Genomic DNA, 23,953 nt, shown 5'->3' on the forward strand with positions numbered 1-23,953 from the left:
TCTCAGTACACTGATAACATGAGGCCAGGCCAATGTCACATGCCCGCAAGGAATACACCGACTTCGAGAAGCTCGCGCCCGACGTCTTCGCCGCCGTGCGCGCACTCGGCCAGTTCGCGGCGAAGGCCGGCCTCGACAAGCAGCTGCTCGAACTGGTCAAGCTGCGCGCCTCGCAGATCAACGGCTGTGCCTTCTGCGTGCAGTATCACATCCTGCAGGGCGAGAGCCTCGGCGTGCCCGCCGACAAGCTGAACCTCGTCGTGGTGTGGCGCGAGGCGCCGCAGTTCACGCCGCGCGAGCGCGCTGCGCTAGTCTGGACCGAAGCGTTGACCACCTTGCCGAACGGCGTCAGCGACGAGGTCTATGCGCAGGCCATCGCCGAATTCTCCGAGCAGGAGCTGACGTACCTGACCTCGGCGATCGCATCGATCAACGTCTGGAACCGGTTCGGCGCGGCCTATCGCTGGACGCCGCCGCCGCGCCGGCAGCGCGCGGACGCGGCGGCTTCGTAACGTCGAGACGGATCAAACGGCAACTGGCAGGGAGAAAAACAATGACCTCGATGGCAATGACCCCATCTCTTCCATTCGCGCGGCCGCCGCGGCCGGTCGCGCTGGCCGTGATCGCGGGGCTGGCCTCCGCCTTCGTGATCGGCAAGGCACTGCCGACCCCGATGGACGCGATCTCCTCTGTGATCGCGCCGCTGTGCGCCAGCGCCAATGCAGCGTCGCCGCTCGACAAGGTCGAGGTCATCACCTCGCACGCGCTGCCCAATGTCGCGGGCAAGCGCGTTACGGTGGTGCGCGTGTTCTATGGTCCCGGCGGCTTCACGCCGCCGCACCGCCATTCCGGTTCGGTGACGGCCTACATCACCAAGGGTGAAATCCGCTCCCAGCTCGGCGGCGGGCCGGTCGAGACCTTCAAGGTCGGCCAGTCCTTTTTCGAGCCGCCGGGCTCGACCCACATGGTCTCGGCCAATGCGAGCACCACGGAGCCGGCGGAGCTGATCGCGGTGTTCGTGGCCGACGAGGGCGCGCAGCTGACCACGATGCTCGAATAGCGATCGGTTGGGCGCTCGTTCTGCAATACGTGCGCACTGGACCAGTTTGGTGCCCAGTTCGCGTGAAACTGGACCTTGCGCGCGACGGGGCGCGTCGATTGATTGCGCGGCAGGTTACGGCGACGGTTGCCGACGAGGGACGAACCGATGATCAGTCTGAAGGGGCTCTCTGCCTTTCCGATAACGCCTTCGAACCGGGATGGACGGGTCGATGTGGGGGCGCTCCGCGCCTTGCTCGACCCATTGATTGCGGCGAAGGTGGATTCGGTCGGGCTGCTCGGAAGTACCGGCTCATATCCGTATTTCAGCCGCGATGAGCGGCGGCGCGCCGTGCAGGCGGCCACCGCCTTGGCAGACGGCAACACACCAATACTGGTTGGCATCGGCGCACTGCGCACCGACGACGCAGTGCGGCTGGCCCAGGATGCGCGCGATGCGGGCGCGACGACAGGCCTGCTGGCGGCGGTTTCCTATACGCCGCTGACCGATGACGAGGTCTTTGAGCATTTTCAAACCGTGGCTCGCGAGAGCGGGTTGCCGATCTGCATCTATGACAATCCCGGAACGACTCATTTTCAATTCACGCCGGCGCTCATCGGCCGGTTGGGGCGTGTGGACGGAATCGTCGCGGTAAAAAGTCCGGCGCTGGATGCTTCGACGGTGGCGGGCCATCTCAGGGAATTGCGGGCTGTCGTTCCGGACGGCGTTGCGTTGGGTTACAGCGCCGACTGGAATTGCACCGAGGCGCTGCTGGCGGGCGGAGATACCTGGTACAGCGTTGTCGCAGGAATCTTCCCGAAGGTCTGCGTGGACATCGTTCGCGCCGCGACGAGCGGCGATGCGGCCCGGGCGCGAGAGCTCAACGGGCGTCTGCAGCCGATTTGGGATCTGTTCAGGAGATATTCCAGTCTGCGTGTCGTCTACGCACTTGCCAATCTCAGAGGGATCTGTGCGGCGGAGCCTCCACGTCCGATATTGCCGCTCCCTGCGGACGCTCAGAGGCGGGTCAAGGAGACGTTGGCTGCGATCGAGATCGATTGATCGCAACCGCGGCGCAAGGCGCTAGATGCCGGCACGCGCCAGCGGATCGCGGCCGAACCGGTTGTCACCCTTCGATCCCGGCAGCACGCTCAGCGTTGCGACGAGCGCCAGATAGGGGATCCAGTATTTGACGTGCAGCGCGGCGGCGAGGTGGGGAATGGCGAGGATCGTCAGCGCCCACCAGCCCGAGACGTTGAGGTCGTGCAGCCGCTTCACGAGCATCGCGGCAAACGGCCACAATGACAGCATGAGCAGCAAGCGCAGGACGGACAGGTCGTCGGCGGGCGGGCTGCTGTCGTAGTACCGTGGACCGGGGTCGAGCCTCACGCCGATGCGAATGACGAGCATGTCGACCAGCACGAGGCCGAAAAATCCCAGGCCGAATTCCTGCCGGCTGATGCGGCCTTTCACCGAAAGAAAGAACCAGCTGAAGGTCGAGAGCATGCTTGGTTGTGGTCCAGCCTGAACGGGCATCTGATAGAGACTTGCGTCCGATGGTCAAAGCGGGACGGGTTCCCGCGGATTGCTGCTTCCATCATGATCATTCAAGCTGGCAATTGTCGCCGCGACATGGCGCGCATCGATGCGATTCCGAATGGAACCTGCGGTGGGCGTTTGCACAATTTCGGAATAATGGAATAATGCCGCTGATTTGCCCGACGTGTCAAGGTGTCATGTCGAACGACGGCAGCCGCCGGCTACTTTGCATGGGGTTGTTTTCGATATTTTGGCAGTGCGCCCCGAACCGGTGTCCACTTCGCTCGACAACACTCTAATTGCCGCCACCCTCCTGGGTGTCGATGCGATGCAGGACGTCGTCGGGCAGGGCATGGGCCACGGCGGCCGCAGGTCCTGGCTCCGGTCCGATCTCGCGGCCGCGGCCGCGGATCAGCCGCTCATAGGCCGACACCAGCGTGGTGTAGGGATTGACCCACAGCCAGCCGTCGCGCGTGAACACCTGAACGTCGAAATGCAGATGCCGCGAGGTGCCGTTGGGGTGGTCGAGATAGTTCGAGACCACGCCGATCTTCTCGCCCTCGCTGACGCGGCGTCCGTTGAGCAGGCCGTCGCCATCCATCACTGACGGGTTCATGTGCATGTAGCGGAAGCGGACGTGCTCGGTGCGGGTGTTGACCTGCAATGTCGCGGCCTGCTGTTGCGGCGAGCGGATCACGATGCTGTCGCGCACCGCAACGACCGCCTGCTGTTTGGGATCGCAACCATCCTTGCTGTCGACAGGACATGCGCCGGGGCGAATGTCCTGGCCCTGATGGCCGTAGCCGCTGGCGCATTGGCCGACCTCGAAGCTGCGCGCCTCGCAGAAATTGTCCTGCCAGGGATACGCGTCGACGGCCGCGCCGGGCTTGCGCCTGGCGAAGGATTGCGAGTGCGCGAAGGCCGGCGCCCTCTCGAGCGGAAAGCGGATCTGCGAATAGACGGTGAAGTCGGCGTGACCACCTTGTTGCCTGCGGCCGCCGCTGCCTGCGACGATGTCGCCGCTCGGGTGGTAGGTGAAGTCGGTGGATTGCGCGGCGGGCCGCTCGGCGATGTCGGAGGCGACGTCGCTGCGCGGCGGTGAAGGCTGGCCGCCGGCGATGCGCAAAGCCTTCAGAAAGCGCTCGACGACCGGATAGGCCTCGCGGCAGGCCAGCCGCTTCGGCCGCGGCGCGCTGTCGAGGCACTGGATCGACACGACATAGGGAATCCCGAAGCGGGTGAAGGCGTAGCGGACATAGCCCTCGCGAATGAAGCGGCGCAGGTCCGGAAACTGCGCGGCCAGCGTCTTGACCGGCTCGCCCTTGCCGCCGAGCCGGTCGGCGAGGTCGTAGACCAGGATCGAGCCGGAAATCTGCACCTCGACCGGCTTCGCAAATGTTCGCGGCGGCATGCCGTCACCGGCGCCGGGGTCGAGCGAGAACACGGCATCGTAGCCCGAGGCACCGGCATGGAAGAAATCGACCGCGCGGAAGTCGGCCTGGTAGCGCGCGATCGACAGGCTGTCCGGCGCACCGTTTTGCCGCGCGTCGAGATAGCTGGCGGGATCGAACGGCAGCAGCACCGGGATCGGGCTCTGCGCGATGCCGGGAAACAGCGGCGCCGTCACCGCGTTCAACTGCACCAGCGCAGGCGTCGCCCGCGGATCGGTGGCGGGAACGCGGCGTTGTCCGGCGAAAGTGAAGCCGGCGGCGACGGCCGGGCGGCTGCCGATCTCCTGCCGCAACTGGTCGAGCACGGCACGCCATTCGACCCGCATGGCCGAGATCGATGGCGTTCGGAATTCGTCGGCATGCGCGCCGGGAAGAGGCGCGAGCAGGGCTGCCAGCCAGCAACTAACGAAGCTGACCACCTTCCTGCTCACTGCACTCCCCGGGCTCATGTTTGATCGCCCGAGAGACTAAAGCAAGTTCCGGAAAAGTGTGTAGCGGTTTTCGGTAAAGTTGATGCTTAACCAACAAGTTGAGGCGCGGTGACGATTCATTTCAAATCCCACCGCGCCTCAAGCGCTCAGTCCTTGGCGCGTTCGACGTAGGAACCGTCCTCGGTCATGACCACGATGCGGGTGCCCGTGGTGATGTGCGGCGGCACCCCGGTGCGCAGGCCGTTGGACAGCATGGCCGGCTTGTAGGACGAGGAGGCGGTCTGGCCCTTGGTCACCGGCTCGGTCTCGACCACTTCCAGCGTCACGCGCTGCGGCAGCTGGATCGCGACCGGGTTGCCCTCGTGCATCGAGAGCTTCACGGTCATGTTCTCCTGCAGATACGGCGCGGACGAGCCGACGATCTCCTTGGAGACCTGGACCTGGTCGTAGTTGTCGTTGTTCATGAAGTGGAAGCCGTCGCCATCTTCATAGAGGTAGTTGTAGTTGTGGTCCTCGACGGTGGCCTTCTCGACCTGGTCGGTGGTCTTGTAGCGCTCCGAGACCTTCACGCCGTCGCCGATGCGGCGCATTTCGATCTGGCTGACCGGGGTGCCCTTGCCGGGATGAATGTTCTCGGCGGAAAGGACCACATAGAGCTTGCCGTCCTGCTCGATGACGTTGCCCTTGCGGATGGAACTGGCGATGACTTTCAAAGGTGTTTTCCTGGATTTGAGAGCCTAAGGGCGCCAACCGGATCGGCAGCCCCTCGGCCATGGCGGCGATTTCGGGCTGCAACATACTGATTTGTCCCTGAGATGCCAGTCTTTTGCGGCCGAATTCGCAAGGTTGCGAACCGTCCCGGCCGTCCCAATCGGCCCTATTTTCGGGCCGGATCGGGCGTTTTCAGTGCGTCCGGTTGTGCTCGGCAAAGCTCGCAGGAACCGAGAATGTGCCGGTCTTCAGATCGTAGAGGCAGCGCCAGTCCTCGACCCCGGGGGAAAGGCGTTTCCTCTCCTCGCCGAGTGGCTTATCGGTCGCCGGATGGGACGTGCGAGCCGTCGTTCAGGTTCAGCCGGGCGCGCATGGACAAGGTGCGCGTCTTTCGACAAGAAGGGACCAGCCTCGCCGCGTTCCGCGAAGGCCGGGGGCTGTGCGGGGTTATGAACTTGTGTGGAATCAATCGATTGTGCAAGACCTTTGAGTGCGGATGGCGGCTCGTTGATGTTGAATCCATGGGGATACCCTTGTGATGACAGCTCATGACCAGCCGTCGCCCTGGTGGACGCCGCAGCGCTTTGTCGACCGCAGGCCGTTCCTGCAGGCGCGGACCGCGATCACGCGAGCGGTGCGCGCCTGGTTCGAGGAGCAAGGATTTGCCGAGGTCGAGACCGCGATCCTGCAGATCTCGCCGGGCAACGAGACCCATCTGCACGCGCCCCGCACCGAGCTCAGGCAGGCCGATGGCTCGCATGCGCCGCGCTATCTGCGCACCTCGCCGGAGTTCGCCTGCAAGAAGCTGCTCGCGGCCGGCGAGCCGAAGATTTACGAGTTCGCGCGCGTGTTCCGCGACCGCGAGCGCGGCGACCTGCATCTGCCCGAATTCACCATGCTGGAATGGTACCGCGCCAATGCCGGCTATGACGCCATCATGGCCGACACGATCGTCGTGATCGCCCATGCGGCGCAGGCGACCGGGATCGGGCGGTTTTCATTCCGTGGCAGGACGGCCGATCCCTTTGCCGAGCCGGAATTGCTGACGGTCGCGGCAGCTTTCGAGCGCTTCGCCGGCATCGATCTGTTGGCGACGATCACGGGCGGCGCGGGCGATCGCGAGGCGCTTGCGGCGGCGGCGGCAGCGCGGGTGCGGGTTGCAGATGACGACACCTGGTCCGATATCTTCAGCAAGGTGCTGGTCGAGCATGTCGAGCCCCAACTGGGGCAGGGCCGTCTGACGGTGCTGTTCGAATACCCCTCGCCAGAGGCCGCGCTGGCGCGCACCAAGGCCGGCGATCCTGATGTCGCCGAGCGTTTCGAGGTCTATGCCTGCGGCGTCGAGCTCGCCAACGGCTTTGGCGAGCTGACCGATGCGGCCGAGCAGCGCCATCGTTTCACCGCAGCGATGGACGAGAAGGCCCGCCGTTATGGCGAGCGCTATCCGCTCGACGACGATTTCCTTGCCGCTGTCGGCCAGATGCCGGAGGCCAGCGGCGTCGCGCTCGGCTTCGACCGGCTGGTGATGCTGGCGAGCGGCGCGCCACGAATTGATCAGGTGGTCTGGACACCGCCTGCAGGAGAGACATGAACAGGATCGATCCAAAACTGGCGGCGACGCTGCGACAGCCGCGCGAGCTGGTCGATGCCGGGCTCGCGCCGGTCGCAGCACTTGCCGGGCTCGAGCGGGTCGCTGCGCGCTACGCGGTCGCCGTGACGCCGGAGCTCGCCGCGCTGATCGATCCGGCCGATCCCGCCGACCCGATCGCGCGGCAGTTCATCCCGAGCGCCGACGAACTCGTCGAGCAGCCGGGCGAGAACGCCGATCCGATCGGCGACGATGCGCATTCGCCGGTCGCCGGAATCGTGCATCGCTATCCCGATAGGGTGTTGTTCAAGCTCGTCCATGTCTGCGCGGTGTATTGCCGGTTCTGTTTCCGGCGCGAAATGGTCGGGCCGGGAAAGGCCTCGGCCTTGTCCGATGACGCCTACCGCGCGGCGCTGGATTACATCCGCAGCCATCCGGAGATCTGGGAAGTCATCCTGACCGGCGGCGATCCCTTGATGCTGTCGCCGCGCAGGCTGACCGAGATCATGGCCGATCTCGCCGACATCGATCATGTGAAGATCGTTCGCCTCCACACCCGTGTTCCGATCGCCGATCCGGGCCGTATCAATCCCGAGATGGTCGCGGCATTGCGGGTCGAAGGCGCGACGACCTGGATTGCGATCCACGCCAACCATCCGCGTGAGCTGAGCAACAATGCCCGCACGGCATGCGCGCGCCTTGCAGACGCCGGCATTCCCCTGGTGAGCCAGTCCGTCCTGCTGCGCGGCGTCAATGACGATGCTGCGACGCTCGAGGCGTTGATGCGCGGCTTTGTGGAGTGCCGGATCAAGCCCTATTATCTGCATCACGGCGACCTTGCGCCCGGCACCGCGCATTTGCGCACCACGATCGAAGCCGGGCAGGAATTGATGCGGGCGTTGCGCGGGCGTGTCTCCGGACTTTGTCAGCCGGATTATGTGCTCGACATCCCCGGCGGCTACGGCAAGGCGCCGATCGGCCCGAGCTATTTGTCGCAGCCGGCTTCCCGCGAACGTGAAGTTCCGGTGGAACGGCGCTACCGTATCGTCGATTATTGCGGCGACGTTCATCTTTACCCGCCGCAATCCTGAGGCGGCGATGAGCGGGGCCAGGGACGGACGGCAGGAGCCGCCCGAGGACGAAGGCAACCGCAGCATCGAAAATGCTGTGATGTTCGGCTTCTTTGTGGTGCTGGTCGCCGCGGGAATCTGGCTCCTTGGCACGATGGCCGATATACGGAAGGTACAGGATTGCGCAGCGCAGGGGCGACGCAACTGTGCTACCGTCGAGTTCCCGGAACGGGCGCGATAGGGTTGAGAAGCGGAGACGCGAGATGCGGAAGACAGTTTTGTTGATGGCTCTGATGATGGTTGCGGCCGGAGCGCCCCAGCTTGGCACGTCCCAGGCATGGGCGCAGCAGCAGGGCGGATCGTCCTCCATGCAGAAGGGCGGGACGGTCCCGGAGGCCGCCGATCGGACATCGTCAGCCGCGCCGCGGCGACGTTGGCAACGAGAAGAACATCAGCGATCCGAACAGTCAGGCCAACAAGGAAGACGCGGCGCTCGACAAGAAGATCAAGAGCATCTGCCGCGGCTGCTAAGCCACGGAAGAGACCGGCGGAGCGCGATGTACGCCCCGCCGGCAACGCTCAATCCGTCCGGCCGTGTCAGGCCGAACGCTCCTGCAGGCCACCACGCCGCACGCTGCGCCTTGCGTCGACGGCATCGGCCAACTGCTTCAGCACGTCAGCCGTCGTCCCGAGGTCGATGCAGCCATCCGTGATGCTCTGGCCGTAGGTCAGCGCCTTGCCCGGCACGACGTCCTGGCGTCCCGCAACAAGATTGCTCTCGATCATCACGCCGATGATGCGCTGTTCGCCGCCTGCGACCTGGCGCGCGATGTCGGCGGCAACTGCCGGCTGGTTCTCCGGCTTCTTGCTGCTGTTGGCGTGGCTGGTGTCGATCATCAGCCGCGCTGCGACACCGGCGCGGCCGAGCTCGGCGGCGGCAGCATCGACGCTCGCGGCATCATAGTTCGGCGCCCGGCCGCCACGCAGGATGACGTGGCAGTCTTCGTTGCCGCTGGTGGCGGCGATCGCCGAACGGCCGCCCTTGGTGACCGCCATGAAATGATGCGGGTGCGAGGCCGACTTCACCGCGTCCGCCGCGATCCGCACGCCGCCGTCGGTGCTGTTCTTGAAGCCGACCGGACAGGACAGCCCGGAAGCCAGCTCGCGATGGATCTGGCTCTCGGTGGTGCGCGCGCCGATCGCGGCCCAGGAGACCAGATCGGCGATGTACTGCGGCGTCGTCATGTCGAGGAATTCGGTGCCGGCCGGCAGGCCGAGATTGTTCACTGCCGACAGCACGTTGCGGGCGAGCCGCAGGCCCTTGTTGATGTCGAAGCTGCCGTCGAGATCGGGATCGTTGATCAGCCCCTTCCAGCCGACGGTGGTGCGGGGCTTCTCGAAATAGACCCGCATCACGATCTCGAGGCGGTCGGCGAGCTGTTCGCGCAGGCTGGCGAGGCGCTCGGCGTAGTCGACGGCCGCCGCGGGATCGTGGATGGAGCAGGGGCCGACGACGACCAGCAGGCGGTCATCGGTGCCGTTCAGGATCGCGTGGACGGCGTTGCGGGCGCCCATCACCACCCGGGTCGCCGTCAGGGTGCGCGGAACCTCCCGCATCACCTCTTCGGGCGTACTGAGCTCTTTCAATTCCTTGATGCGAAGATCGTCTGTCGTACTCAACACGGCTGGCTCCTTTGGAGTTCGGGACCTGCCGGCACACAAAAAAGCCGCCAGGTCTGGCGGCTTGTTTTGGACGTTTGCTGCAATTCTTCAGATTGAGCGCGATCCTTCTGCCGCCAGCGAGCTGTCGTAGCTAAAGTACCAAAAATAGCTGGTGGCGGATGTGATCATGGGGCGGCTCTATAGCGCAGGGATTTAGGGCTGTCACCCCCCAAAAGCAAGCCCCCCGCGGTTCGGCGTCAGGTGTTGCGCGCCGCCAACGCCATGCCGATCAGGGTCGCACCGCCGAACATCAGATTGAGGCCGACGAGGAGGCCGATCGCCCATCCTGCGGATTCCGGCAAGCCGGCGATGATGAAGAAGGCGATCACGATGTCCATCAGGCCGGCGATCAGCAGCCACGACCAGCGTCCCGACAATTCGCGGCGGTGCTCCAGCGCGTACATGACGGTGGCGACGCCCTCGGCGACGAAATAGGCGCCGACCACGATGGTCAGCGTCAGCACGCCCTGCATTGGACGGGCGAGCAGCACCATGCCGGCAAGCACAGCGAGCGCGGCCGAAATCAGCGACCACCAGAAGCCCGGCATGTTGCGTGCCCAGAACGTCACGATCAGCCCGCCGATGCCTGAGATCAGGAACATCCAGCCGAGGAAGATGGTGACGGCGAGGCTCGCGAATGTCGGCACGATCATCGCGGCGATGCCGAGGATCACGACGCAGGATGCCTTCGAACAGGAACGCCTTCCAGTGCGCCTTCACCGCGGCCTGCATTTCCGAGCGCAGCTTGTCGAGGTCGTTGGACAGGGTCATCGCGGCTCTCCGGATCTGCGCCTGTGCAGTCTATCCTAACCCGTTACAAATGGTCAGCCCGTCAGTTGCGGCAGCAATAGCTGTGCGCTCATCGTTCCGCATGGCGGTTTTCGACAGCCAGAATCCTTGGCACAAGCCTGGCCGCCAGATATCGCGAGGCGCGCGGCGACAGATGCAGGAAGTCGGCCGATACCAGGTCGTTTGCGCTGGTCCCGACCCTCGTCAGACATCCGTCCGCGTTGCACAGCTCGTCATAGGGCGACAGATATTCGATCCCGAGATCGGTGGCGATCTGCCCAACCCTGTCGTCAGTCTGCTTGGTCAATCGCACGTCGTGGCTGCGTTCCGGGATCAATGCGTGATGGCGCAGGAAATATTGCACCGTCAGATGGGGTACCGTGTCGGTCCAGACCGGGACAGGGCCGACCAGGATGACACGAACGGCGCCGGCCTGTCTGAGGGCGGCAATCGTCGGGCGGAGATCGTCGGCGGCGGGTTCGCTGCTCCACACCAGGTGCAGGAGCACGACATCGGGGTGCGAACGGGTAACCGCAGCAACGATGTGGCGGTTGGTTTGAACACAAAACGGAATGGTCTCGGCCTGCGCGGTGAAGAGCGGCGGGCAGGAATTGACGGTGAACTGGGCTAATCCGAATTGATCGCCCTGGACTTGCCGCAGCCCGGCGGCAAGCATGCCGGCGGTCGAATCGCCCCATACGAAAACAAGCGGGCGCTTGCTGGCGTCGACGCAACTCGGATCAAACGAGGGATCGGCGGAAGCGGAGATATGGCATTCGCCGTATCTCAGGAAGTCCCTGGATACGGTCATGGCGCCGGCTTCGCGAACGATCGCCGGAAGCCGAAAGGCAAAGCCGTCGACGATCGCCAACGCTCCTACCGATGCAACGGCCACCATCGATGCCGCAAGGACCGGCGCCACCCGCCACTGCCCGAACCTGATTGGGCGCTCGACGTAGCGATAGGTTGCCCAGGCCAGAATGAAGCTGGCCCCAACGGCCAGCCCGTTCTCGGCCAAAGTCAGGGGACGACCCTTGAAGCTCGCCGCAAAAACCAGGATCGGCCAATGCCAGAGGTAGAGCGGATAGCTGATCAGCCCGATCGCGACCGCAGTACGGTTCGAGAGAAATCGATTGCGACCTGACATGATGAGGGCAGCTGCTGCGGCGACCGGCGCCACCGCCGCGATCCCGGGGTAGGTCATGGAGGGCGAATAGAACGCGGTTACCGCCGCGATCACTGCGAGCGCGGACCATCCGAGAAGATCGCGCGCCGCGGAGAATCCGTTGGGCAAGGCAGACGGCCACCAATGCTCCGGCTGCGAGCTCCCACGCCCGCGTGAACGGCTGGTAGAATGCGGCTTCAGGGTTGGTTCGAACGACCAGGATATTTGCGACAAGCGATGCGATGAAGATCAGGGCAAGGGGAGCGGCGGCGGCGATCCGCCATCGCATCAGCGCCCACAGCAGCAAAGGCCAGACAAGATAGAACTGTTCCTCGATGCCGAGCGACCAGAGATGGAGCAGCGGCTTCGTTTGCGCGGCCGCATCGAAATAGCCACCCTCCGAATAGAACAGCAGGTTTGCCGAGAAACCCGCGCCTGCCGCAATCTCCTTTCCAAGGGCCACCAACTCGCTCGGCATCAGAAGTTGCCATCCGGCGACGAAGGCGGCGATCAAGACGACGATCAGGGCGGGAAAAATCCTGCGAATGCGACGCGCATAGAACGTCGCAAGGCTGAAGCTCCCGTTCTGAATGTCGCCATAGATGATCCCGGTGATCAGGTAGCCGGAAATGACGAAGAAGATATCGACCCCGACAAAACCCCCGGGAACATATTGCGGGAACGCGTGGCCGAGCACGACCAACGAGACGGCAACGGCCCGCAGGCCGTCGATATCCGGCCGATAATTCTTGTAGTTGTGCCCCATCGTCCTCTCGCGCCTGTCTGTGTCTCTCCCTGAACCTGCCGAGGTTGTTTTGCAAGGGGAGCGGTGCCGGCCGGGGCGCTAGCTTTGACCGGGTGCGGACGGAAAGCCCTCCGAGGCGGTCCGCATCCGGTTGCGGCCGAGGAAGTAGACCGCGGTGGTCGCGATCAGCAGCGCCAGTCCGATCAGGATCGAGGTGAAGCCGATCGGGACCAGGATGAACGACGCATTGCGCTCGGGATTGACGTACCAATGATGCAGCGAGGTGAGCAGGAAGGAGACGCCGGCAAAACCGGCGCCGCCGCCGATCAGCAGCAGCGCCCACATCCGCCGCAGCTGGCTGAGCCGCTCGCGCGCAACGTCGGTGCGCGGCGCATGATGCTTGCCGAGGCGTCGCACCAGGCGGATTGCAAAGCCGATCGAGGAGAAGCCGATCAGCACGCTGGCCGAGCCGAGCAGCAGCCGCGTGGTCGAGCCGAGATCGGGGATGCGCTGGAGCGCCAGCAGCGGAAAATCGAACGCCGCATGCAGCGCGACCGGCGCGACCAGCACCAGCGCCCAGTTCGTCATGCGCGCCCAGTCGCGGTGACCCCGGTAGGCGCCGAGCGCGCCGCCGGAGCGCGCGATCGCAAGATAGGCGCCGGCGATGATACCGAGCGCGCCGTGGAACGGCACCGTGAGCACGCTGCGCAACGCCGCGAGCGCGCGCCACATGTCCTTGTGCTGGACCAGATAGGCGAGGTTCTCATAGGCGGCAAATCCAAGTCCGGCGGCCGCGCCATAGACCACCGTATCCATCGGATCGGCGAAGGCGCGGCGCCGCGTCGAAATGACGACGATGACGAGAACCTTGACGATCTCCTCCGGTGCCGCGACCCCGAAGACTGCACGCACCGCCTGCGTCGCCCAGGGATTGTCGGGAATGGCGAGCAGCGCATTGAACGGAATTCGCGCCAGGCCGAGCAGCGAGATGCTGGCCGCGCCGAGCACGAAGGCGAGCCACACCTGCACCGGCGGTCCGGGGCGCTCGTCGGCGGCGATGACGAGCCACAACACCAGCAATGCGGGGGCAATGGCGGCGGCGCCGATGACGGTTGGAAGCGACTCAAGCAACAACATGAGCCGGACGGGCCCCTTTGATGGCACCAAAGCGATGCGTGCCGAAGAAATGGCAGCAAGTTCAGCGGATTGCAAATCGGTCTGATGCCGTTCTCGTGACCAATATGCCACGGTGCCTTACGAAAGCGGATTGGAAAGGTGCCGTGGCGGGCCTTGATCAGCTCAAGGGGGAGGGCGGCTCCCGGACAGGTTCCTGACGGGAGGCAGGCCCATGGCGTTTCCAGGCGCAGGAGCTTTGGTACCCCGACGATGGATGGGATCGCGACCTGTGGGTCCAATCAGCTTTCGGCACCGCGTTCCCTTCGTTGGGCTATAATGCCGTGGGCAAGGCGACTGATCCGGTAAAAGCCAGAGATGCTTTCGATTGATTCTGCTGTGATCGTTCTTGCCGTGATCGCGCTGTTTGCGGCGTTTGTGAATGGCGCGCTTGGTTACGGGTTTTCCTCGCTCACGGTGCCGGTCGCACTCGTCTTCTACACCAACCGCGTCCTCAATCCCGCGGTGGTCCTCGTCGAAGTCTTCGTCAATCTGTATGTTCTGTGTATCAACCTGAGCGGTGTTCCGGCCGTGTGGCGGCGCGTGCTGCCTATTCTCATCGGTATGCTGCCCGGCATCGCGGTCGGAGCCTTTGCGCTGACGTCGCTTCAGCCCGGCTGGACCAAGTTCGCCACCTACTCGATCATTCTGCCGCTCATTCTGCTGCAGGCGGCCGGTTGGCGGAGGCCGATCCAGTCGAAATGGCTGGTCGGTTTGCCTTTTGGAACGATGCTCGGGGTCTTGTACTCGGTCACGACCATTTCGGGCCCGCCGCTGGCGATCCTTTTCAACAATCAGGGCCTCGTCAAAGATGAGTTTCGGGCCGGTCTCGCACTGGTTCGGGTGACGGAGTCCAGCCTGACTGCAATCGCGTACTACAAGCTCGGTCTGTTCATCGACGAGAGCCGGAGCCTCTTGTTCGTGCTCGTTCCCTGCGTTGTCCTCGGCATACCGCTCGGTGCCTGGCTGATCCGGCGGCTGGACGCCGAGACGTTTCGCCGGATCTGCATGAGCTTTGATGCGTGGGTCGTGGGATTCGGCCTGTCGCGCGTGTTGATCGAAGTGAAGCTGATGGAAAGCCCGTGGGCCTACAGCGTCATGGCCGGCACGATCCTGATCGACATCTGCTTGCTGTACGTCTTCTTCACCGCGAGGAGAAGCACCGTGCAGAGCTCGCACGCGTTGGCTTCGCTGAAGTCGGGCAACCGGAGCGGTCCGACCTGAAGGTGCTCTAACCTGCGAGCAGGCGCCGGCAGGTATCAACAAACACCTCGGCACCCGTGACGATGTCGGCGTCGTCGGTGTTCTCGCTCCAGTGATGGCTGATGCCGCCGATCGACGGCACGAACAGCATCGCCGCCGGCATGATGGTGGCGAGGACCTGGGCGTCATGGCCGGCGCCGCTCGGCATGCGGATCGATTTGCCGCCGGCGCAGGCTGCGCTCGCGGCTTCGATCGCATCCTGAAATGCGGGCGTCATCATCGCGGGCACCCCGGTGCGGATGCGCTCAACCTTCACGCCGCAGCGGCCTTGAGCGGTGGCCTCGGCCGCCAGGCGATGCAGCTGTTGTTCGAGGCGGTCGATCACCTCGGGATTGTCGTCGCGGATCTGGAACAGCATCTCGGCGCCGCCTGGAATGATGCTCGGCGCGCCCGGGTCCAGCGTGATGCGGCCGGTGGTCCACACCGTGCGCGGTCCCGACAGGGCAGGGAAGCTGTCGTCGACCGCGACGCAGAACCGCGCCAGCGCCAGGCCGGCGTCCCTGCGCACCGCCATCCGCGTGGTGCCGGCATGGTTCTGCTCGCCGGTGAACGTGATGCGATACTGCCAGATGCCGACGATCGAAGTGACGACACCGATCTTGAGCCCGCTGCTTTCCAGCGTGTCGCCTTGCTCGATATGCGCTTCGAGATAGTCGATGTGGCGGCCGGCCTCGGCGTTGAGGCGCGGGCGGCCGGCGAAGCCTGCGTCGCGCAATGCATCGCGCATGGTGCGATCGCTGGAGCGGTCGCGGGCTGCATCGATGTCGGCTTCGGTCACCGCGCCGACAAACGACCGGCTGCCGAGGAAACTGCCGAAATGTCCTTCCTCGTCGCACCACGCGGCGACCTCGACCGCGCCGTTTGCGTCCGGATCCGTATTGATGACGCGCGCCGCCTCCAGCGCGTAGATCACTCCGAGCGGCCCATCGAGCCAGCCCGCATGGTTCTGGCTCTCCAGATGCGAGCCGGCGAGCAGCTTTGGTCCAGCCTTTGCGCTGGAGCCGAGCACATTGCCGATGCCGTCGATCGTTGCGGTGAGACTGGCGTCGGGCAAACGCGCCGCGAGCCAGTCGAGCGAGCGCAGATGCGGTTCGGAGAATGTCGGCTTGTGCACGCCGGTCTTGTAGGCGCCGATCGCGCGCAGCGCGTTCAGATCGGCGAGCACGCGCTTGCCGTCGAAGCGACCGTTGATGCCTGGCATGATTGGACTCCGGATTGCCGTCTTGATTTCGCGTCTTGATTTGCGCCTCGATTTGCTCCTTGGCGCCTCAATCCCGTCTTGATGCCGTCGTGGTTGGGTGCGACGGAACAATCAGGGCAAACGATTTCTTAGCGGTTCTGCTCTTAGGTCGCAGTACGAATAGCGTGAGAGTGTGATCATGTCTGCATTCCGGAACTGGGCTCGCAAGGCCGCTGTGCTGTTTTTTCCGATCGCGCTCGGCGCCTGCGCTCAGGTTTCGCAGCAATACAGCATGACCACGCCGCCGCCGGGCACAGGTCCGCTGGCCTGGGACGGTGCCGGACAGGACCCCAATCTCCCGCAGCCGCGGCGCCATGCGCGCAACGCGTCGCCCGCAGTAGCGGACACATCCGGCGCGCAACTGTCGGAAGCGGACGCCGACGAACGGCTGGCGCGCAAGCTCGTGATCTGCAGCACCTGCATCAAGCGGACGCCCGTGGCGTCGCAGCCGAATAATCGTCAGGACGTCGCCAGCAATCACTAGCGGCTGGCGCTGAGCGCTGTTGTCGGACGTCCCGCCGGCTCGCGGGCCTTAGTTAGGCCACGATGTCGGTCGATGCGCAGGCGCATGTCGATCCGAAGATTCATTGTTCCCGTCGTCGTCGTCGCGCTTGCCGCCGCAATCCTGATTCACGTCGGCGGTTCGCGGGCGCATGCGCATGTGCCGACGCATTGCGGCTTCTGGACCTCGATCGAGGCCGGATTGTCCTGCAGGTGATCTCCAGGTGACCTGCAGCGTGACCTGCAATCCGGGAAAAGCGCTCTGAACGCTTGCCCGCCCGGCCAATCGCCACTATACGTTCGCCCGTCGCGGCTTGAGGGCTGTGGCCAGTCCGGCGCATCTCACGTCTAACGTATTGATTTGCCGGGAGTTTTGCTCCCTTCGTCTATCGGTTAGGACGCCACCCTTTCACGGTGGAGAGAGCGGTTCGATTCCGCTAGGGAGCGCCAATATAATCAATAACTTACTGGTCGCGCTCAGATCCGCGTCCAATGAGTGTCTAATATCCGTGCGTGGAATCAGAACCCAGCCTCGCCCTTGACGGCGTGTTCCAACGGCCGCAACCTAGACCGCCGCGGCCGGATGCTACCAACATCCGACCGCGACTTGTCACCAACAGCCGTACGCGGGCCGCCGATGACCGACTCAATCCATACCACGACTCCGACCGGCTGCCCGCCCAGGCGCTTTCAACGCACGGGAGAGGGGCACCTATGACTGATTTTCCTGACACCTACGGACTTCCGGAATTCTACGCCACCAAGGTCGTGACGGAGGCCGACGGGCCAAACGTCCGCGTCGTTTACGGCGTCATGCGAGGTGGCCAGATGCAATGGCTTTTCAGTTGCGTGATGCGGGCCGATCTCCTGATCCACGCGTCGCAGAACTGTACGCAAGCGGCGTTTGAAGCTCTAAACGGGGAGAATTCGGAGCGACCGGAGTTTGCCCAGCTATCGCTCGGAGTAGCAAATTGAAATTGGGGGCGGCGCTCTCGGCCCCGGTACGCAAATTTCATCATTTCAACGACACAGGGAATTAGCGCCATGAGCGACGTTATAGACTTCAGGCGAGCAGAACCGCGAGAACTCTCGAAGAGCCACCCCCTCGCTGGACGGAAACAATCCGCTGCGCACATTGCCAAACGCATTGCCGCGACCGTCGCCACCAAGGCTAGGGAAAAGGCACTTTATCCCTTTGACTGGATAGCTGCCGGACGCCGGCTGCGAGTGACGCGCCTCGCACTGGATATTTCCGAAGAACGGGCAGCGGCGGGCTTCGGCGTTTCGCTGCGAACCTATCGCGGATACGAAGCTGGTAGGCCGCAACGAGGGAATTGGTTTTTGGGCTTCGCAAGGGAGTATGATGTCTCTCTTGATTGGCTGTTAGACGGCGACACCAGCGGCGTTCGCAATCACCTTGCGAAGTGCAGCACCGGCAGGGTTGCGATTCTACCGGCAAAGAGCTCGCGGTATCGTTCGGCCGCGACCTTCGGCACGCCATAGAAAGGCCGTTCAAGCTCCCCCGGTTCATGGCTTGCAAAAATCCCGGCACCGGCTGGAGGATCGATATTCTATGGCCCGACGGCGAAACGGAAGTCATCAAGGGTTTTGTTACGGAGCACGACGCATCCGGACCAACCGCGTTAGACTCGCTGGTTTTAAGGACGACGCCATCCACACGCCCAGGGCGCGAGAGCCTTGGCGACGACGTTGCCGGACGACACCACCAAGGCTTACCACACAATGGATTAGCCCCTTGAATGGCGCGCACCAGCATGCGGGCCATTTCGGCCAAACTAGGGCAGCGTCCCCCTGTCAGCCGCGCGTACCCATCCTGGCCGGCGCGTCTACCGAACGGATGTTCGAGCCTCGCTTGCCGCAAACCGTGCAGACGAACCGCGGCTCAACATCGGAAATGCGCACCTCGTCAGGCCACCGCGAGGCGTCCATTTGGACGTTGTGCGAGCACCTGTAGTCCTTGCAGAAAACAATGATGCTCGTTGCGCCGGTCCGGCGCATTTCACCGAACGTGATCTTGGTGGGATAGTCCTTCTTCATGCGCAAGAGCGGCAGTTACATAAGTCTTTTCGACGGGGAGGCTTATTTACAGCGCTCGCTGAAGCCGCCCGCAATCCCACGAGAGCTAGCGCTTCAATGTCAGCTCCGACCCAATCTATAGCGAGAAGATCAACTATCCAATGCTCTACCAGGACAAGGCGACGCCGGCCGAATACTGGGCATTGCCGCGTATTTCCGGGCGCGATCGGCGAGATTTTTGTCGATGCCGACTTCAGCAAGGGTGATGGGTGCATTGTCCGGCGGGTTTGACTTCAACCCGCCGGTAACATTGGCGTTTCCGGTCCCCGCCGTCCCCGTTAACCCATGATGCGGCGCACGCCCCCTTCCGCGCGCCTCTAGGTTGCGTTAGGATTCCGGCCCGTGCGCCAGATAACGAATGCGATCAGCAGATTTGAGAGAGCCTGGAGCGCGAGGATCATTTGAATCTCGGTCATTGAAGTTACCCCTTTCAATGCCGAGGATGGAATCATTTGGACGGCCTGGTTTCACGTCAATTGCATAGGCGGAAATTGCCATGAGCGACCATTTTAAGAAGGAAGCCAAGCGGCTCGTTAAGCACGCAATACAGAGGGCCGGCGGACAACACGCGGTATCGGACCTTACCGGCGTCGATACGTCCCAGCTCAGCCGCTGGGGAAACGAGGATGACGACGAACGGCACATCACGCTTTACCGCGCGATGGAGCTGGACGAGGCTGCCGGCGACGCAATCCTAAAGGGATGGGCTCGAAGGCGCGGCGCCGAGGTCGTGTTCCGCGACCAGGATCACGAGTCAGCCGATAAAATTTCCACAAGCTGGCAGCTCACGCGGCTAAAGCGCACGGCGACTTCGTGTCGATGGCGCATGAAGCCGCGGCAGATGGCGTATGCACAAATCTCGAGGAGCGCGAGCTTAGCGCAAAAAAGGCGTCGCACGACGAGGCGTCAGACAGGCTATTCGCCGCTGTAACTCGGATGAATCCGGGCTAGAGCAAAACGCGGTGAACCGGTTTCGCCGTTTTACCATCGTCACTTGCGGCTTCCCGCTGCCCGCCTTGCCGGTATAGTAAACCGAGAACCAACCCAAAGGAGTTTGCCGCGGATGACACTCGAAGAGTTGCTGTCGAAGATAGAAACTAGCGAGCCGGGCGAATGGACGAGCATAAGTCGTCCGACCTTCGCGCAAGACATTCAACAGGTCAGTGGTGGCGGGCACCCGGTCCCATGGGTCACTGTCGATGAGCATCACTCGCTTCTTGTCTTGCGAACCGATCTGCGGATCTCGATCGCGGTAGGCCCTGACTCACCTCGAAAATTTCCAAGAGGACTGGGCGACTAAATTTGCCGATCGGAACGCGAGCTCAAGCTGGGTCGATTTTCGATATAATAATGTCCCCGTTCTCCGCGAGTTGCGAGTTTTGGTGGATGGCGCGCGGGCAGGCCTGCCCGTTCCGCGGTACGGCACCATGGACATTCCGGAGCGCCAGTACACGATCTGGGCGTTGATCGACGCCGTGATTGGATCCGGCAATTTCTACGACTACTTCAAGCGCGCTGGACTTCAGACAGTGAATGCCTATTGGCCCGCGCCCGAGCGATGAGCTGAGCGCCGTGGGAGGGGGGATCTATCCTGCATGGGCGCCCGTGGCGGTCGTTGGCCCGCTCATCCGGCGGTAACATCCGGATCTCTTATCTATTGGTTTTTATGCTGTGGGGGCCGATTTCGATCCAAAGCCGCCGGGATGCCTTTTCGTCGCTCTTCTTCCATTCGTGCTCGATTAGGCTCATGGCTTGCTCAATCCTCTTCGCCGCAAGCACCTCGTTGCAGCCAACCCAGATTAAGCTCAGTTTAGCGTACCTGGTACTGCCGTGGCTTATGCCGTAGCGCTTGGGGAAGCGCTTCATGTCCGGATCAATGGCGAGCAAGATCGCGTCATTGGCGAGCGCCGTAGAGCAAACGACGTCATCGTCGATGCGTTCTGGCAACGCTTCGCGGTACAAAATAACGAAATGTCCGCGGCCTCTAAGCATATCACCCACCGAATCGGGAACGCCCGCGTCGAAAAAGACGCGGAGGACAGGCCGATCAGGCTCAAGCCGCGGCGTGCTTGATTGCCGCTCTAATGTCCTGTTCGGTGAGAGTTGGATATTCCTTCTGGATGGCATCTACTGAATATCCGGCGTCCGCGAACGCCTTCACACTGCGCACGGGTATGCGCGTTCCTGCAATAACTTCCTGATTACTCATCACGTTACGATGACGATCAATCCGACCAATTTCGGTCTTGGGTCTGCGACTCAGCGCGCGCACGGCCGATTCCATATCGCCTGACACGACCTTCAGAGGGATCTCTAGAATGGCTTGTCCGGTCTCTACATCCTCTTTGCGATCAGTCTCCGGATTGAAAAACACTATTCGCCGATTCAGAACGTACAGCGTAGTTTTCGCCCACAGATCATCGCCAAGGTGACGTAGCTTCTCTTTCGCGGCGCGAAGCCGCGGAAGCGGCACGCTCGACTCATTGCGGATTGAATTAACAACCTTGAGGCACACTATATCGCGGAACGAGTAAATTCGGCTATGAGCAGCACGACGGTCTTCGTACGCAAGGCTCGGCCGAAAAAAGTCAGTACGATCCCAGTAGCGCAACTGACTGATGCTAATGCCAGTCAGGCGCACGACTTGGTCTTCTGTAAAGGCCGAGACCACCACATTTGAGTCGGGGCGAGGCATAGGATATTCTAGCGTTCGCTTTACTCTAGAAAAAGGGGTTATTTCAACCATGAGTGAAGCCCGATTATCTCTTTCAGAAACCTTAAGTTTTGGGCGGCTCAGCGAAATTCTTTCAGCGAGGACGGGGGGTCGCCGAGCGCAAGCTGATCGCGAAATAGAGGCGGATCAGGCTTGCATCGCGGCGGCGGTTTTCTGGTCCACAGTCGTTCGAAAATTATAGAGGTCGCCGTGGAGAGGGGTGATTTCGGTGTGGACCTTCGTGTTCGGTCCGCCCTCTCGCATGAAGGGCAATATCCGTTCGCCAAGCTCTCCTTTGACGGCGAACCAGAGAAGCGCCTGCGCCACTAGATTTCCAACGTCCGGTTCTGTGTGGTGCGCTCCCTTCTTTAGCGCTGAGATGATGAAGTCCTTCGTAACGCCACTGAGATCCGGATCACAGTTCTTCTCGCTCACCTTCTCCGCCGCCTCGTGCCAATTCGAGACTAGATCATCGATCAAATCGGATTTGACCAAAGTCTGGAGTGACGCGCCCTCCAGATTCGCGGATAGCCAAAAGGTCTTCATCGATATCTCTCCTACACAAAAATCAATTGGTATTTCTTAGGCCGCCTCTCGCCACCGCTGCATGTCGCGATGCCTATCGACATTGCAAGGCTGACAGCTCCGTCGATGCGATTTGTCGCCTTGTCCTTCGCGAACATGCGGTGTCCGGTTCGGTTCGATTCATAAATCACCCCGGCCAGACACATTGTTTGGGCCGGGTTCTTCTCGATAACGATCCGCTCCTCAATAATCGCGGCTTCCAGTTTGTTGATGCTGTCCGGCATCCAAAGATAGATCTCTTCAGCGCCAGTCTCGGCTTTCCCCTTTGTCTCGGAGATAATGCGCTTCTGAAATCCTTGCGGATGCACAACGCACGGAAGCGAAAGCCCGCGCTCGGTCATTTGCTCTCTTAGATTTTCGAGCCCGTACTGGTCGCAGCCAATAGAAACCGGCTGATACTTGGCGCAAATTGTGCCGAGTGCATCCGCGACCCACCCGTAGCCAATGCGCCGGCCAGGCACCGCTTCCATGAATCCCTTATCGACCCAAAGTGCGTACGGCGCCCGATCAGCTTTGGCGCGCTCATGCAGAGTATCCTTAGGGGTCCAAAACCAAGTTCGCGATGCAAACCGCCATTTATCGACGGTCTTATCGAGCAACCATGTCAGCGTGAACGCGGTAAGGTCGTTTGCTCTGGAAAGATCGAGGCCACCAAAACAGGGGTATCCCCGCTCGGTCAGTGCATCCGCGTCTACCTCGCCGAAGACCACCTCGAGGGCAGCACGGGAGAAGGCAGCGGTGACACTATCCGTCCACTCGCAAAAATGAAGACGTCGGACCATTGCCTCTTTGCTGGGCATACCCTTCGCTTCGTTAACCTGTTCGCGAATGAACTGCGGCTGGATGGTGACACCGAGAGTGGGGTTTGCCTTCGGCCAGCATGCTTCATCTTCGAACGGGTCATCGCCCTCATCCAGCGCGCAGACATACGAAAACCACGCGTCGTTTTCTGCTTCGCCGTGCGCCACGCGGATTGAGTATTCGTGCTCGCTAAAACACACAGACTTGCGGTCGAAGCCTGAGTTAGTGATCTCGAAGATCAGCGCGTCCCTATTGCCTTTGGTGCCGGCGCGCAGCATCTCAATAACTTCATTGTTGGGATGTTCATGGATCTCGTCCACCAATGCACAGAAGGGGCGGATCCCGCTTTTGCCACGCTTGTCACTGCTTATCGGCTTGTAAAATGAAGATCGGGCGGTATCGGTCAGTTGCCACACGGGGTTGACGCCGGATGGAAGCAGCCGCTTATGTAGTTGCGGCGAGCGCTGCCACATCGCGACAGCATCACGGAACAAAATCGCGGCCTGATCCTTGTCGGTGGCCGCTGAGTAGACCTCTGCGCGCAGCTTGCCCAATGCCGTCAGCATATAGTGGCCGACGCCGGCAGCGAGCGGCGACTTTCCAGACCCCTTGCCAGCCTCGATATAGGCACGCCGGAACCGCCGGAGCCCGTCTGACCGCTTCCAACCGAACAGGGAGCCGACAATAAACGCTTGCCAGGGCTGGAGAACGAACGGCACGGCGCGACTGGTCACAGCGCCGTAGTCCGCGGTGTCCTCGATCTCCACGGTTAGTACATCGCGGAAATACCCGACCACGCGCTTGACGGCGGCAGTATCCCACACCAGACCGCGCACTTCTGCCGTCTCGAGGTCCTGCAGATGCCGCTTGCAGGCCGCGCGAACGTGGGGGCCGGCGACGATCTTTCCGGCGCCGACAGCCAACGCATATGCCGTTGCTGGGTCAGGACGCAAAGTAGGCGCCCGCGGGGTCTTCGTCTTCTGTGCCATCTGTTTTTACTCGCGCGCGCGCGCTAGGGGTCATCCCGAACTCCGCCAACCAAGACCGGATGCGCCGGTCAGCGTCGTTTCGCTGTGCGACAGCGGGGTGCACTCGGTACATGGTGTCGCCGCTGGCGGTCGACGTCTCGTAATATTCGCTGCCGACATTCTTGAGCTCCGCTCGCGCGGCCAAAAAGTCAGCATAGGCCTCGCACAACATTTCCAACGCGACGCCATCGGCCTCCGTCAGCACACCCATGCGATCAAGTAGACCGGTAACGTATCCCCAGGTCTCGCGGGCCTTGTCGCTCAAGTGCAGGGGCGCCGACGGACGAGACCGCATGGATTTC

At 62.6% G+C, this 23,953-nt stretch carries 26 protein-coding genes, 1 tRNA gene and 3 pseudogenes; 15 read left to right on the forward strand and 15 right to left on the reverse strand.

Annotated features, from left to right (window positions below):
- Positions 1-32: 32 nt before the first annotated feature.
- From ACVWYP_RS24085 to ACVWYP_RS24095, 3 genes are all read left to right on the forward strand, one after another.
- A complete protein-coding gene (locus ACVWYP_RS24085; RefSeq protein ID WP_304500124.1) occupies positions 33-512 on the forward strand; it encodes a carboxymuconolactone decarboxylase family protein in 480 nt (159 codons plus the stop codon).
- Between the two features lie 41 nt (positions 513-553).
- Positions 554-1,060 (forward strand): cupin domain-containing protein, encoded by a 507-nt coding sequence (locus ACVWYP_RS24090; RefSeq protein ID WP_304500125.1) that lies wholly within the window; start codon positions 554-556, stop codon positions 1,058-1,060.
- A 147-nt stretch (positions 1,061-1,207) separates the two neighbouring features.
- Positions 1,208-2,101 (forward strand): dihydrodipicolinate synthase family protein, encoded by an 894-nt coding sequence (locus ACVWYP_RS24095; RefSeq protein ID WP_304500126.1) that lies wholly within the window; start codon positions 1,208-1,210, stop codon positions 2,099-2,101.
- 21 nt (positions 2,102-2,122) lie between these two features.
- On the opposite strand, the gene ACVWYP_RS24100 is transcribed toward ACVWYP_RS24095, so the two are convergent.
- From ACVWYP_RS24100 to efp, 3 genes are all read right to left on the reverse strand, one after another.
- Entirely contained in the window at positions 2,123-2,545 is a 423-nt protein-coding gene (locus ACVWYP_RS24100; RefSeq protein ID WP_304500127.1) for a DUF805 domain-containing protein, read from the reverse strand.
- A 328-nt stretch (positions 2,546-2,873) separates the two neighbouring features.
- Positions 2,874-4,478 carry a M23 family metallopeptidase gene (locus ACVWYP_RS24105; RefSeq protein WP_304500128.1) on the reverse strand — a complete coding sequence of 535 codons (1,605 nt, stop codon included), beginning with the start codon at positions 4,476-4,478 and terminating at the stop codon, positions 2,874-2,876.
- Positions 4,479-4,606: 128 nt separating this feature from the next.
- The gene (gene efp / locus ACVWYP_RS24110) at positions 4,607-5,173 is read right to left on the reverse strand and encodes an elongation factor P (RefSeq protein WP_016844580.1); all 567 of its coding nucleotides are present in this window, start codon (positions 5,171-5,173) and stop codon (positions 4,607-4,609) included.
- Between the two features lie 536 nt (positions 5,174-5,709).
- On the opposite strand from efp, the gene epmA reads away from it, so the two are divergent.
- The 4 genes and pseudogenes from epmA (at position 5,710) to ACVWYP_RS24130 (ending at position 8,360) form a co-directional block, all read left to right on the forward strand.
- On the forward strand, positions 5,710-6,762 hold the full coding sequence (gene epmA, locus ACVWYP_RS24115; RefSeq protein WP_304500129.1) for an EF-P lysine aminoacylase EpmA: 1,053 nt from the start codon (positions 5,710-5,712) through the stop codon (positions 6,760-6,762).
- Positions 6,759-7,850, forward strand: a complete 1,092-nt coding sequence (locus tag ACVWYP_RS24120; RefSeq protein WP_304500130.1) for a lysine-2,3-aminomutase-like protein — start codon at positions 6,759-6,761, stop codon at positions 7,848-7,850. Before epmA ends, ACVWYP_RS24120 begins: the two co-directional genes overlap by 4 nt.
- Positions 7,851-7,857: 7 nt before the next feature.
- Complete coding sequence (locus ACVWYP_RS24125; protein WP_304500131.1) at positions 7,858-8,070, forward strand: hypothetical protein; 213 nt, start codon at positions 7,858-7,860, stop codon at positions 8,068-8,070.
- A gap of 43 nt (positions 8,071-8,113) precedes the next feature.
- Positions 8,114-8,360: pseudogene (locus ACVWYP_RS24130) on the forward strand (hypothetical protein).
- A 66-nt stretch (positions 8,361-8,426) separates the two neighbouring features.
- Here the strand turns inward: ACVWYP_RS24130 and ACVWYP_RS24135 are convergent.
- The 5 genes and pseudogenes from ACVWYP_RS24135 to ACVWYP_RS24155 form a co-directional block, all read right to left on the reverse strand.
- Positions 8,427-9,512 carry a 3-deoxy-7-phosphoheptulonate synthase gene (locus tag ACVWYP_RS24135; RefSeq protein ID WP_304500132.1) on the reverse strand — a complete coding sequence of 362 codons (1,086 nt, stop codon included), beginning with the start codon at positions 9,510-9,512 and terminating at the stop codon, positions 8,427-8,429.
- A 236-nt stretch (positions 9,513-9,748) separates the two neighbouring features.
- Positions 9,749-10,322 (reverse strand): annotated as a pseudogene (locus tag ACVWYP_RS24140) (HdeD family acid-resistance protein).
- 88 nt (positions 10,323-10,410) lie between these two features.
- Positions 10,411-11,520, reverse strand: coding sequence for an acyltransferase family protein (locus ACVWYP_RS24145; RefSeq protein WP_304500133.1), 1,110 nt, complete (start codon positions 11,518-11,520; stop codon positions 10,411-10,413).
- Positions 11,521-11,701: 181 nt separating this feature from the next.
- Positions 11,702-12,271, reverse strand: a pseudogene (locus ACVWYP_RS24150) (acyltransferase family protein); the annotation flags it as partial.
- A gap of 78 nt (positions 12,272-12,349) precedes the next feature.
- Positions 12,350-13,387, reverse strand: coding sequence for a PrsW family glutamic-type intramembrane protease (locus ACVWYP_RS24155; protein ID WP_304500135.1), 1,038 nt, complete (start codon positions 13,385-13,387; stop codon positions 12,350-12,352).
- A gap of 354 nt (positions 13,388-13,741) precedes the next feature.
- Between ACVWYP_RS24155 and ACVWYP_RS24160 the strand changes: the two genes are divergently transcribed.
- Complete coding sequence (locus tag ACVWYP_RS24160) at positions 13,742-14,647, forward strand: sulfite exporter TauE/SafE family protein (RefSeq protein ID WP_304500136.1); 906 nt, start codon at positions 13,742-13,744, stop codon at positions 14,645-14,647.
- A 7-nt stretch (positions 14,648-14,654) separates the two neighbouring features.
- Here the strand turns inward: ACVWYP_RS24160 and ACVWYP_RS24165 are convergent, their stop codons facing one another.
- On the reverse strand, positions 14,655-15,887 hold the full coding sequence (locus ACVWYP_RS24165) for a hydantoinase/carbamoylase family amidase (protein ID WP_456684141.1): 1,233 nt from the start codon (positions 15,885-15,887) through the stop codon (positions 14,655-14,657).
- 178 nt (positions 15,888-16,065) lie between these two features.
- Here ACVWYP_RS24165 and ACVWYP_RS24170 point away from each other — a divergent pair, with 178 nt between their 5' ends.
- The 5 genes from ACVWYP_RS24170 (at position 16,066) to ACVWYP_RS24190 (ending at position 17,930) form a co-directional block, all read left to right on the forward strand.
- Positions 16,066-16,410 (forward strand): hypothetical protein, encoded by a 345-nt coding sequence (locus tag ACVWYP_RS24170; RefSeq protein ID WP_304500138.1) that lies wholly within the window; start codon positions 16,066-16,068, stop codon positions 16,408-16,410.
- Positions 16,411-16,494: 84 nt separating this feature from the next.
- The gene (locus ACVWYP_RS24175; protein ID WP_016844593.1) at positions 16,495-16,644 is read left to right on the forward strand and encodes a hypothetical protein; all 150 of its coding nucleotides are present in this window, start codon (positions 16,495-16,497) and stop codon (positions 16,642-16,644) included.
- 158 nt (positions 16,645-16,802) lie between these two features.
- Positions 16,803-16,877, forward strand: a tRNA-Glu gene (locus ACVWYP_RS24180).
- A 264-nt stretch (positions 16,878-17,141) separates the two neighbouring features.
- Entirely contained in the window at positions 17,142-17,402 is a 261-nt protein-coding gene (locus tag ACVWYP_RS24185; protein WP_304500139.1) for a hypothetical protein, read from the forward strand.
- Positions 17,403-17,471: 69 nt separating this feature from the next.
- Positions 17,472-17,930 (forward strand): helix-turn-helix domain-containing protein, encoded by a 459-nt coding sequence (locus ACVWYP_RS24190; protein ID WP_304500140.1) that lies wholly within the window; start codon positions 17,472-17,474, stop codon positions 17,928-17,930.
- A 312-nt stretch (positions 17,931-18,242) separates the two neighbouring features.
- Here the strand turns inward: ACVWYP_RS24190 and ACVWYP_RS24195 are convergent, their stop codons facing one another.
- Complete coding sequence (locus ACVWYP_RS24195) at positions 18,243-18,485, reverse strand: hypothetical protein (RefSeq protein WP_304500141.1); 243 nt, start codon at positions 18,483-18,485, stop codon at positions 18,243-18,245.
- 535 nt (positions 18,486-19,020) lie between these two features.
- On the opposite strand from ACVWYP_RS24195, the gene ACVWYP_RS24200 reads away from it, so the two are divergent.
- The gene (locus ACVWYP_RS24200; RefSeq protein WP_304500142.1) at positions 19,021-19,455 is read left to right on the forward strand and encodes a hypothetical protein; all 435 of its coding nucleotides are present in this window, start codon (positions 19,021-19,023) and stop codon (positions 19,453-19,455) included.
- A gap of 496 nt (positions 19,456-19,951) precedes the next feature.
- The gene (locus tag ACVWYP_RS24205; RefSeq protein WP_304500143.1) at positions 19,952-20,086 is read left to right on the forward strand and encodes a hypothetical protein; all 135 of its coding nucleotides are present in this window, start codon (positions 19,952-19,954) and stop codon (positions 20,084-20,086) included.
- Positions 20,087-20,174: 88 nt separating this feature from the next.
- On the opposite strand, the gene ACVWYP_RS24210 is transcribed toward ACVWYP_RS24205, so the two are convergent.
- The 5 genes from ACVWYP_RS24210 to ACVWYP_RS24230 form a co-directional block, all read right to left on the reverse strand.
- Positions 20,175-20,525, reverse strand: a complete 351-nt coding sequence (locus ACVWYP_RS24210; protein ID WP_304500144.1) for a hypothetical protein — start codon at positions 20,523-20,525, stop codon at positions 20,175-20,177.
- Positions 20,526-20,577: 52 nt separating this feature from the next.
- The gene (locus tag ACVWYP_RS24215; protein WP_304500145.1) at positions 20,578-21,219 is read right to left on the reverse strand and encodes a DUF433 domain-containing protein; all 642 of its coding nucleotides are present in this window, start codon (positions 21,217-21,219) and stop codon (positions 20,578-20,580) included.
- 165 nt (positions 21,220-21,384) lie between these two features.
- Positions 21,385-21,783: a hypothetical protein gene (locus ACVWYP_RS24220; RefSeq protein ID WP_304500146.1), complete on the reverse strand. Its 399-nt coding sequence runs from the start codon at positions 21,781-21,783 to the stop codon at positions 21,385-21,387.
- Positions 21,784-21,794: 11 nt separating this feature from the next.
- On the reverse strand, positions 21,795-23,612 hold the full coding sequence (locus ACVWYP_RS24225) for a terminase large subunit (RefSeq protein WP_304500147.1): 1,818 nt from the start codon (positions 23,610-23,612) through the stop codon (positions 21,795-21,797).
- A complete protein-coding gene (locus tag ACVWYP_RS24230) occupies positions 23,566-23,916 on the reverse strand; it encodes a phage terminase small subunit P27 family (protein WP_304500148.1) in 351 nt (116 codons plus the stop codon). Before ACVWYP_RS24230 ends, ACVWYP_RS24225 begins: the two co-directional genes overlap by 47 nt.
- Positions 23,917-23,953: the final 37 nt, after the last annotated feature.

It is taken from the genome of Bradyrhizobium sp. USDA 3262, from assembly GCF_054060035.1.

What these genes read in the sequence shown, in the direction of transcription:
- ACVWYP_RS24085 (WP_304500124.1), top strand. Translation starts at nt 33, where the DNA reads ATGTCACATGCCCGCAAGGAATACACCGACTTCGAGAAGCTCGCGCCC.
- ACVWYP_RS24090 (WP_304500125.1), top strand. Translation starts at nt 554, where the DNA reads ATGACCTCGATGGCAATGACCCCATCTCTTCCATTCGCGCGGCCGCCG.
- ACVWYP_RS24095 (WP_304500126.1), top strand. Translation starts at nt 1,208, where the DNA reads ATGATCAGTCTGAAGGGGCTCTCTGCCTTTCCGATAACGCCTTCGAAC.
- ACVWYP_RS24100 (WP_304500127.1), bottom strand. Translation starts at nt 2,545, where the DNA reads ATGCTCTCGACCTTCAGCTGGTTCTTTCTTTCGGTGAAAGGCCGCATC.
- ACVWYP_RS24105 (WP_304500128.1), bottom strand. Translation starts at nt 4,478, where the DNA reads ATGAGCCCGGGGAGTGCAGTGAGCAGGAAGGTGGTCAGCTTCGTTAGT.
- epmA (WP_304500129.1), top strand. Translation starts at nt 5,710, where the DNA reads ATGACAGCTCATGACCAGCCGTCGCCCTGGTGGACGCCGCAGCGCTTT.
- ACVWYP_RS24120 (WP_304500130.1), top strand. Translation starts at nt 6,759, where the DNA reads ATGAACAGGATCGATCCAAAACTGGCGGCGACGCTGCGACAGCCGCGC.
- ACVWYP_RS24125 (WP_304500131.1), top strand. Translation starts at nt 7,858, where the DNA reads ATGAGCGGGGCCAGGGACGGACGGCAGGAGCCGCCCGAGGACGAAGGC.
- ACVWYP_RS24155 (WP_304500135.1), bottom strand. Translation starts at nt 13,387, where the DNA reads ATGTTGTTGCTTGAGTCGCTTCCAACCGTCATCGGCGCCGCCGCCATT.
- ACVWYP_RS24160 (WP_304500136.1), top strand. Translation starts at nt 13,742, where the DNA reads ATGCTTTCGATTGATTCTGCTGTGATCGTTCTTGCCGTGATCGCGCTG.
- ACVWYP_RS24165 (WP_456684141.1), bottom strand. Translation starts at nt 15,887, where the DNA reads ATGCCAGGCATCAACGGTCGCTTCGACGGCAAGCGCGTGCTCGCCGAT.
- ACVWYP_RS24170 (WP_304500138.1), top strand. Translation starts at nt 16,066, where the DNA reads ATGTCTGCATTCCGGAACTGGGCTCGCAAGGCCGCTGTGCTGTTTTTT.
- ACVWYP_RS24175 (WP_016844593.1), top strand. Translation starts at nt 16,495, where the DNA reads ATGTCGATCCGAAGATTCATTGTTCCCGTCGTCGTCGTCGCGCTTGCC.
- ACVWYP_RS24185 (WP_304500139.1), top strand. Translation starts at nt 17,142, where the DNA reads ATGACTGATTTTCCTGACACCTACGGACTTCCGGAATTCTACGCCACC.
- ACVWYP_RS24190 (WP_304500140.1), top strand. Translation starts at nt 17,472, where the DNA reads ATGAGCGACGTTATAGACTTCAGGCGAGCAGAACCGCGAGAACTCTCG.
- ACVWYP_RS24195 (WP_304500141.1), bottom strand. Translation starts at nt 18,485, where the DNA reads ATGAAGAAGGACTATCCCACCAAGATCACGTTCGGTGAAATGCGCCGG.
- ACVWYP_RS24200 (WP_304500142.1), top strand. Translation starts at nt 19,021, where the DNA reads ATGAGCGACCATTTTAAGAAGGAAGCCAAGCGGCTCGTTAAGCACGCA.
- ACVWYP_RS24205 (WP_304500143.1), top strand. Translation starts at nt 19,952, where the DNA reads ATGGACATTCCGGAGCGCCAGTACACGATCTGGGCGTTGATCGACGCC.
- ACVWYP_RS24215 (WP_304500145.1), bottom strand. Translation starts at nt 21,219, where the DNA reads ATGCCTCGCCCCGACTCAAATGTGGTGGTCTCGGCCTTTACAGAAGAC.
- ACVWYP_RS24220 (WP_304500146.1), bottom strand. Translation starts at nt 21,783, where the DNA reads ATGAAGACCTTTTGGCTATCCGCGAATCTGGAGGGCGCGTCACTCCAG.
- ACVWYP_RS24225 (WP_304500147.1), bottom strand. Translation starts at nt 23,612, where the DNA reads ATGGCACAGAAGACGAAGACCCCGCGGGCGCCTACTTTGCGTCCTGAC.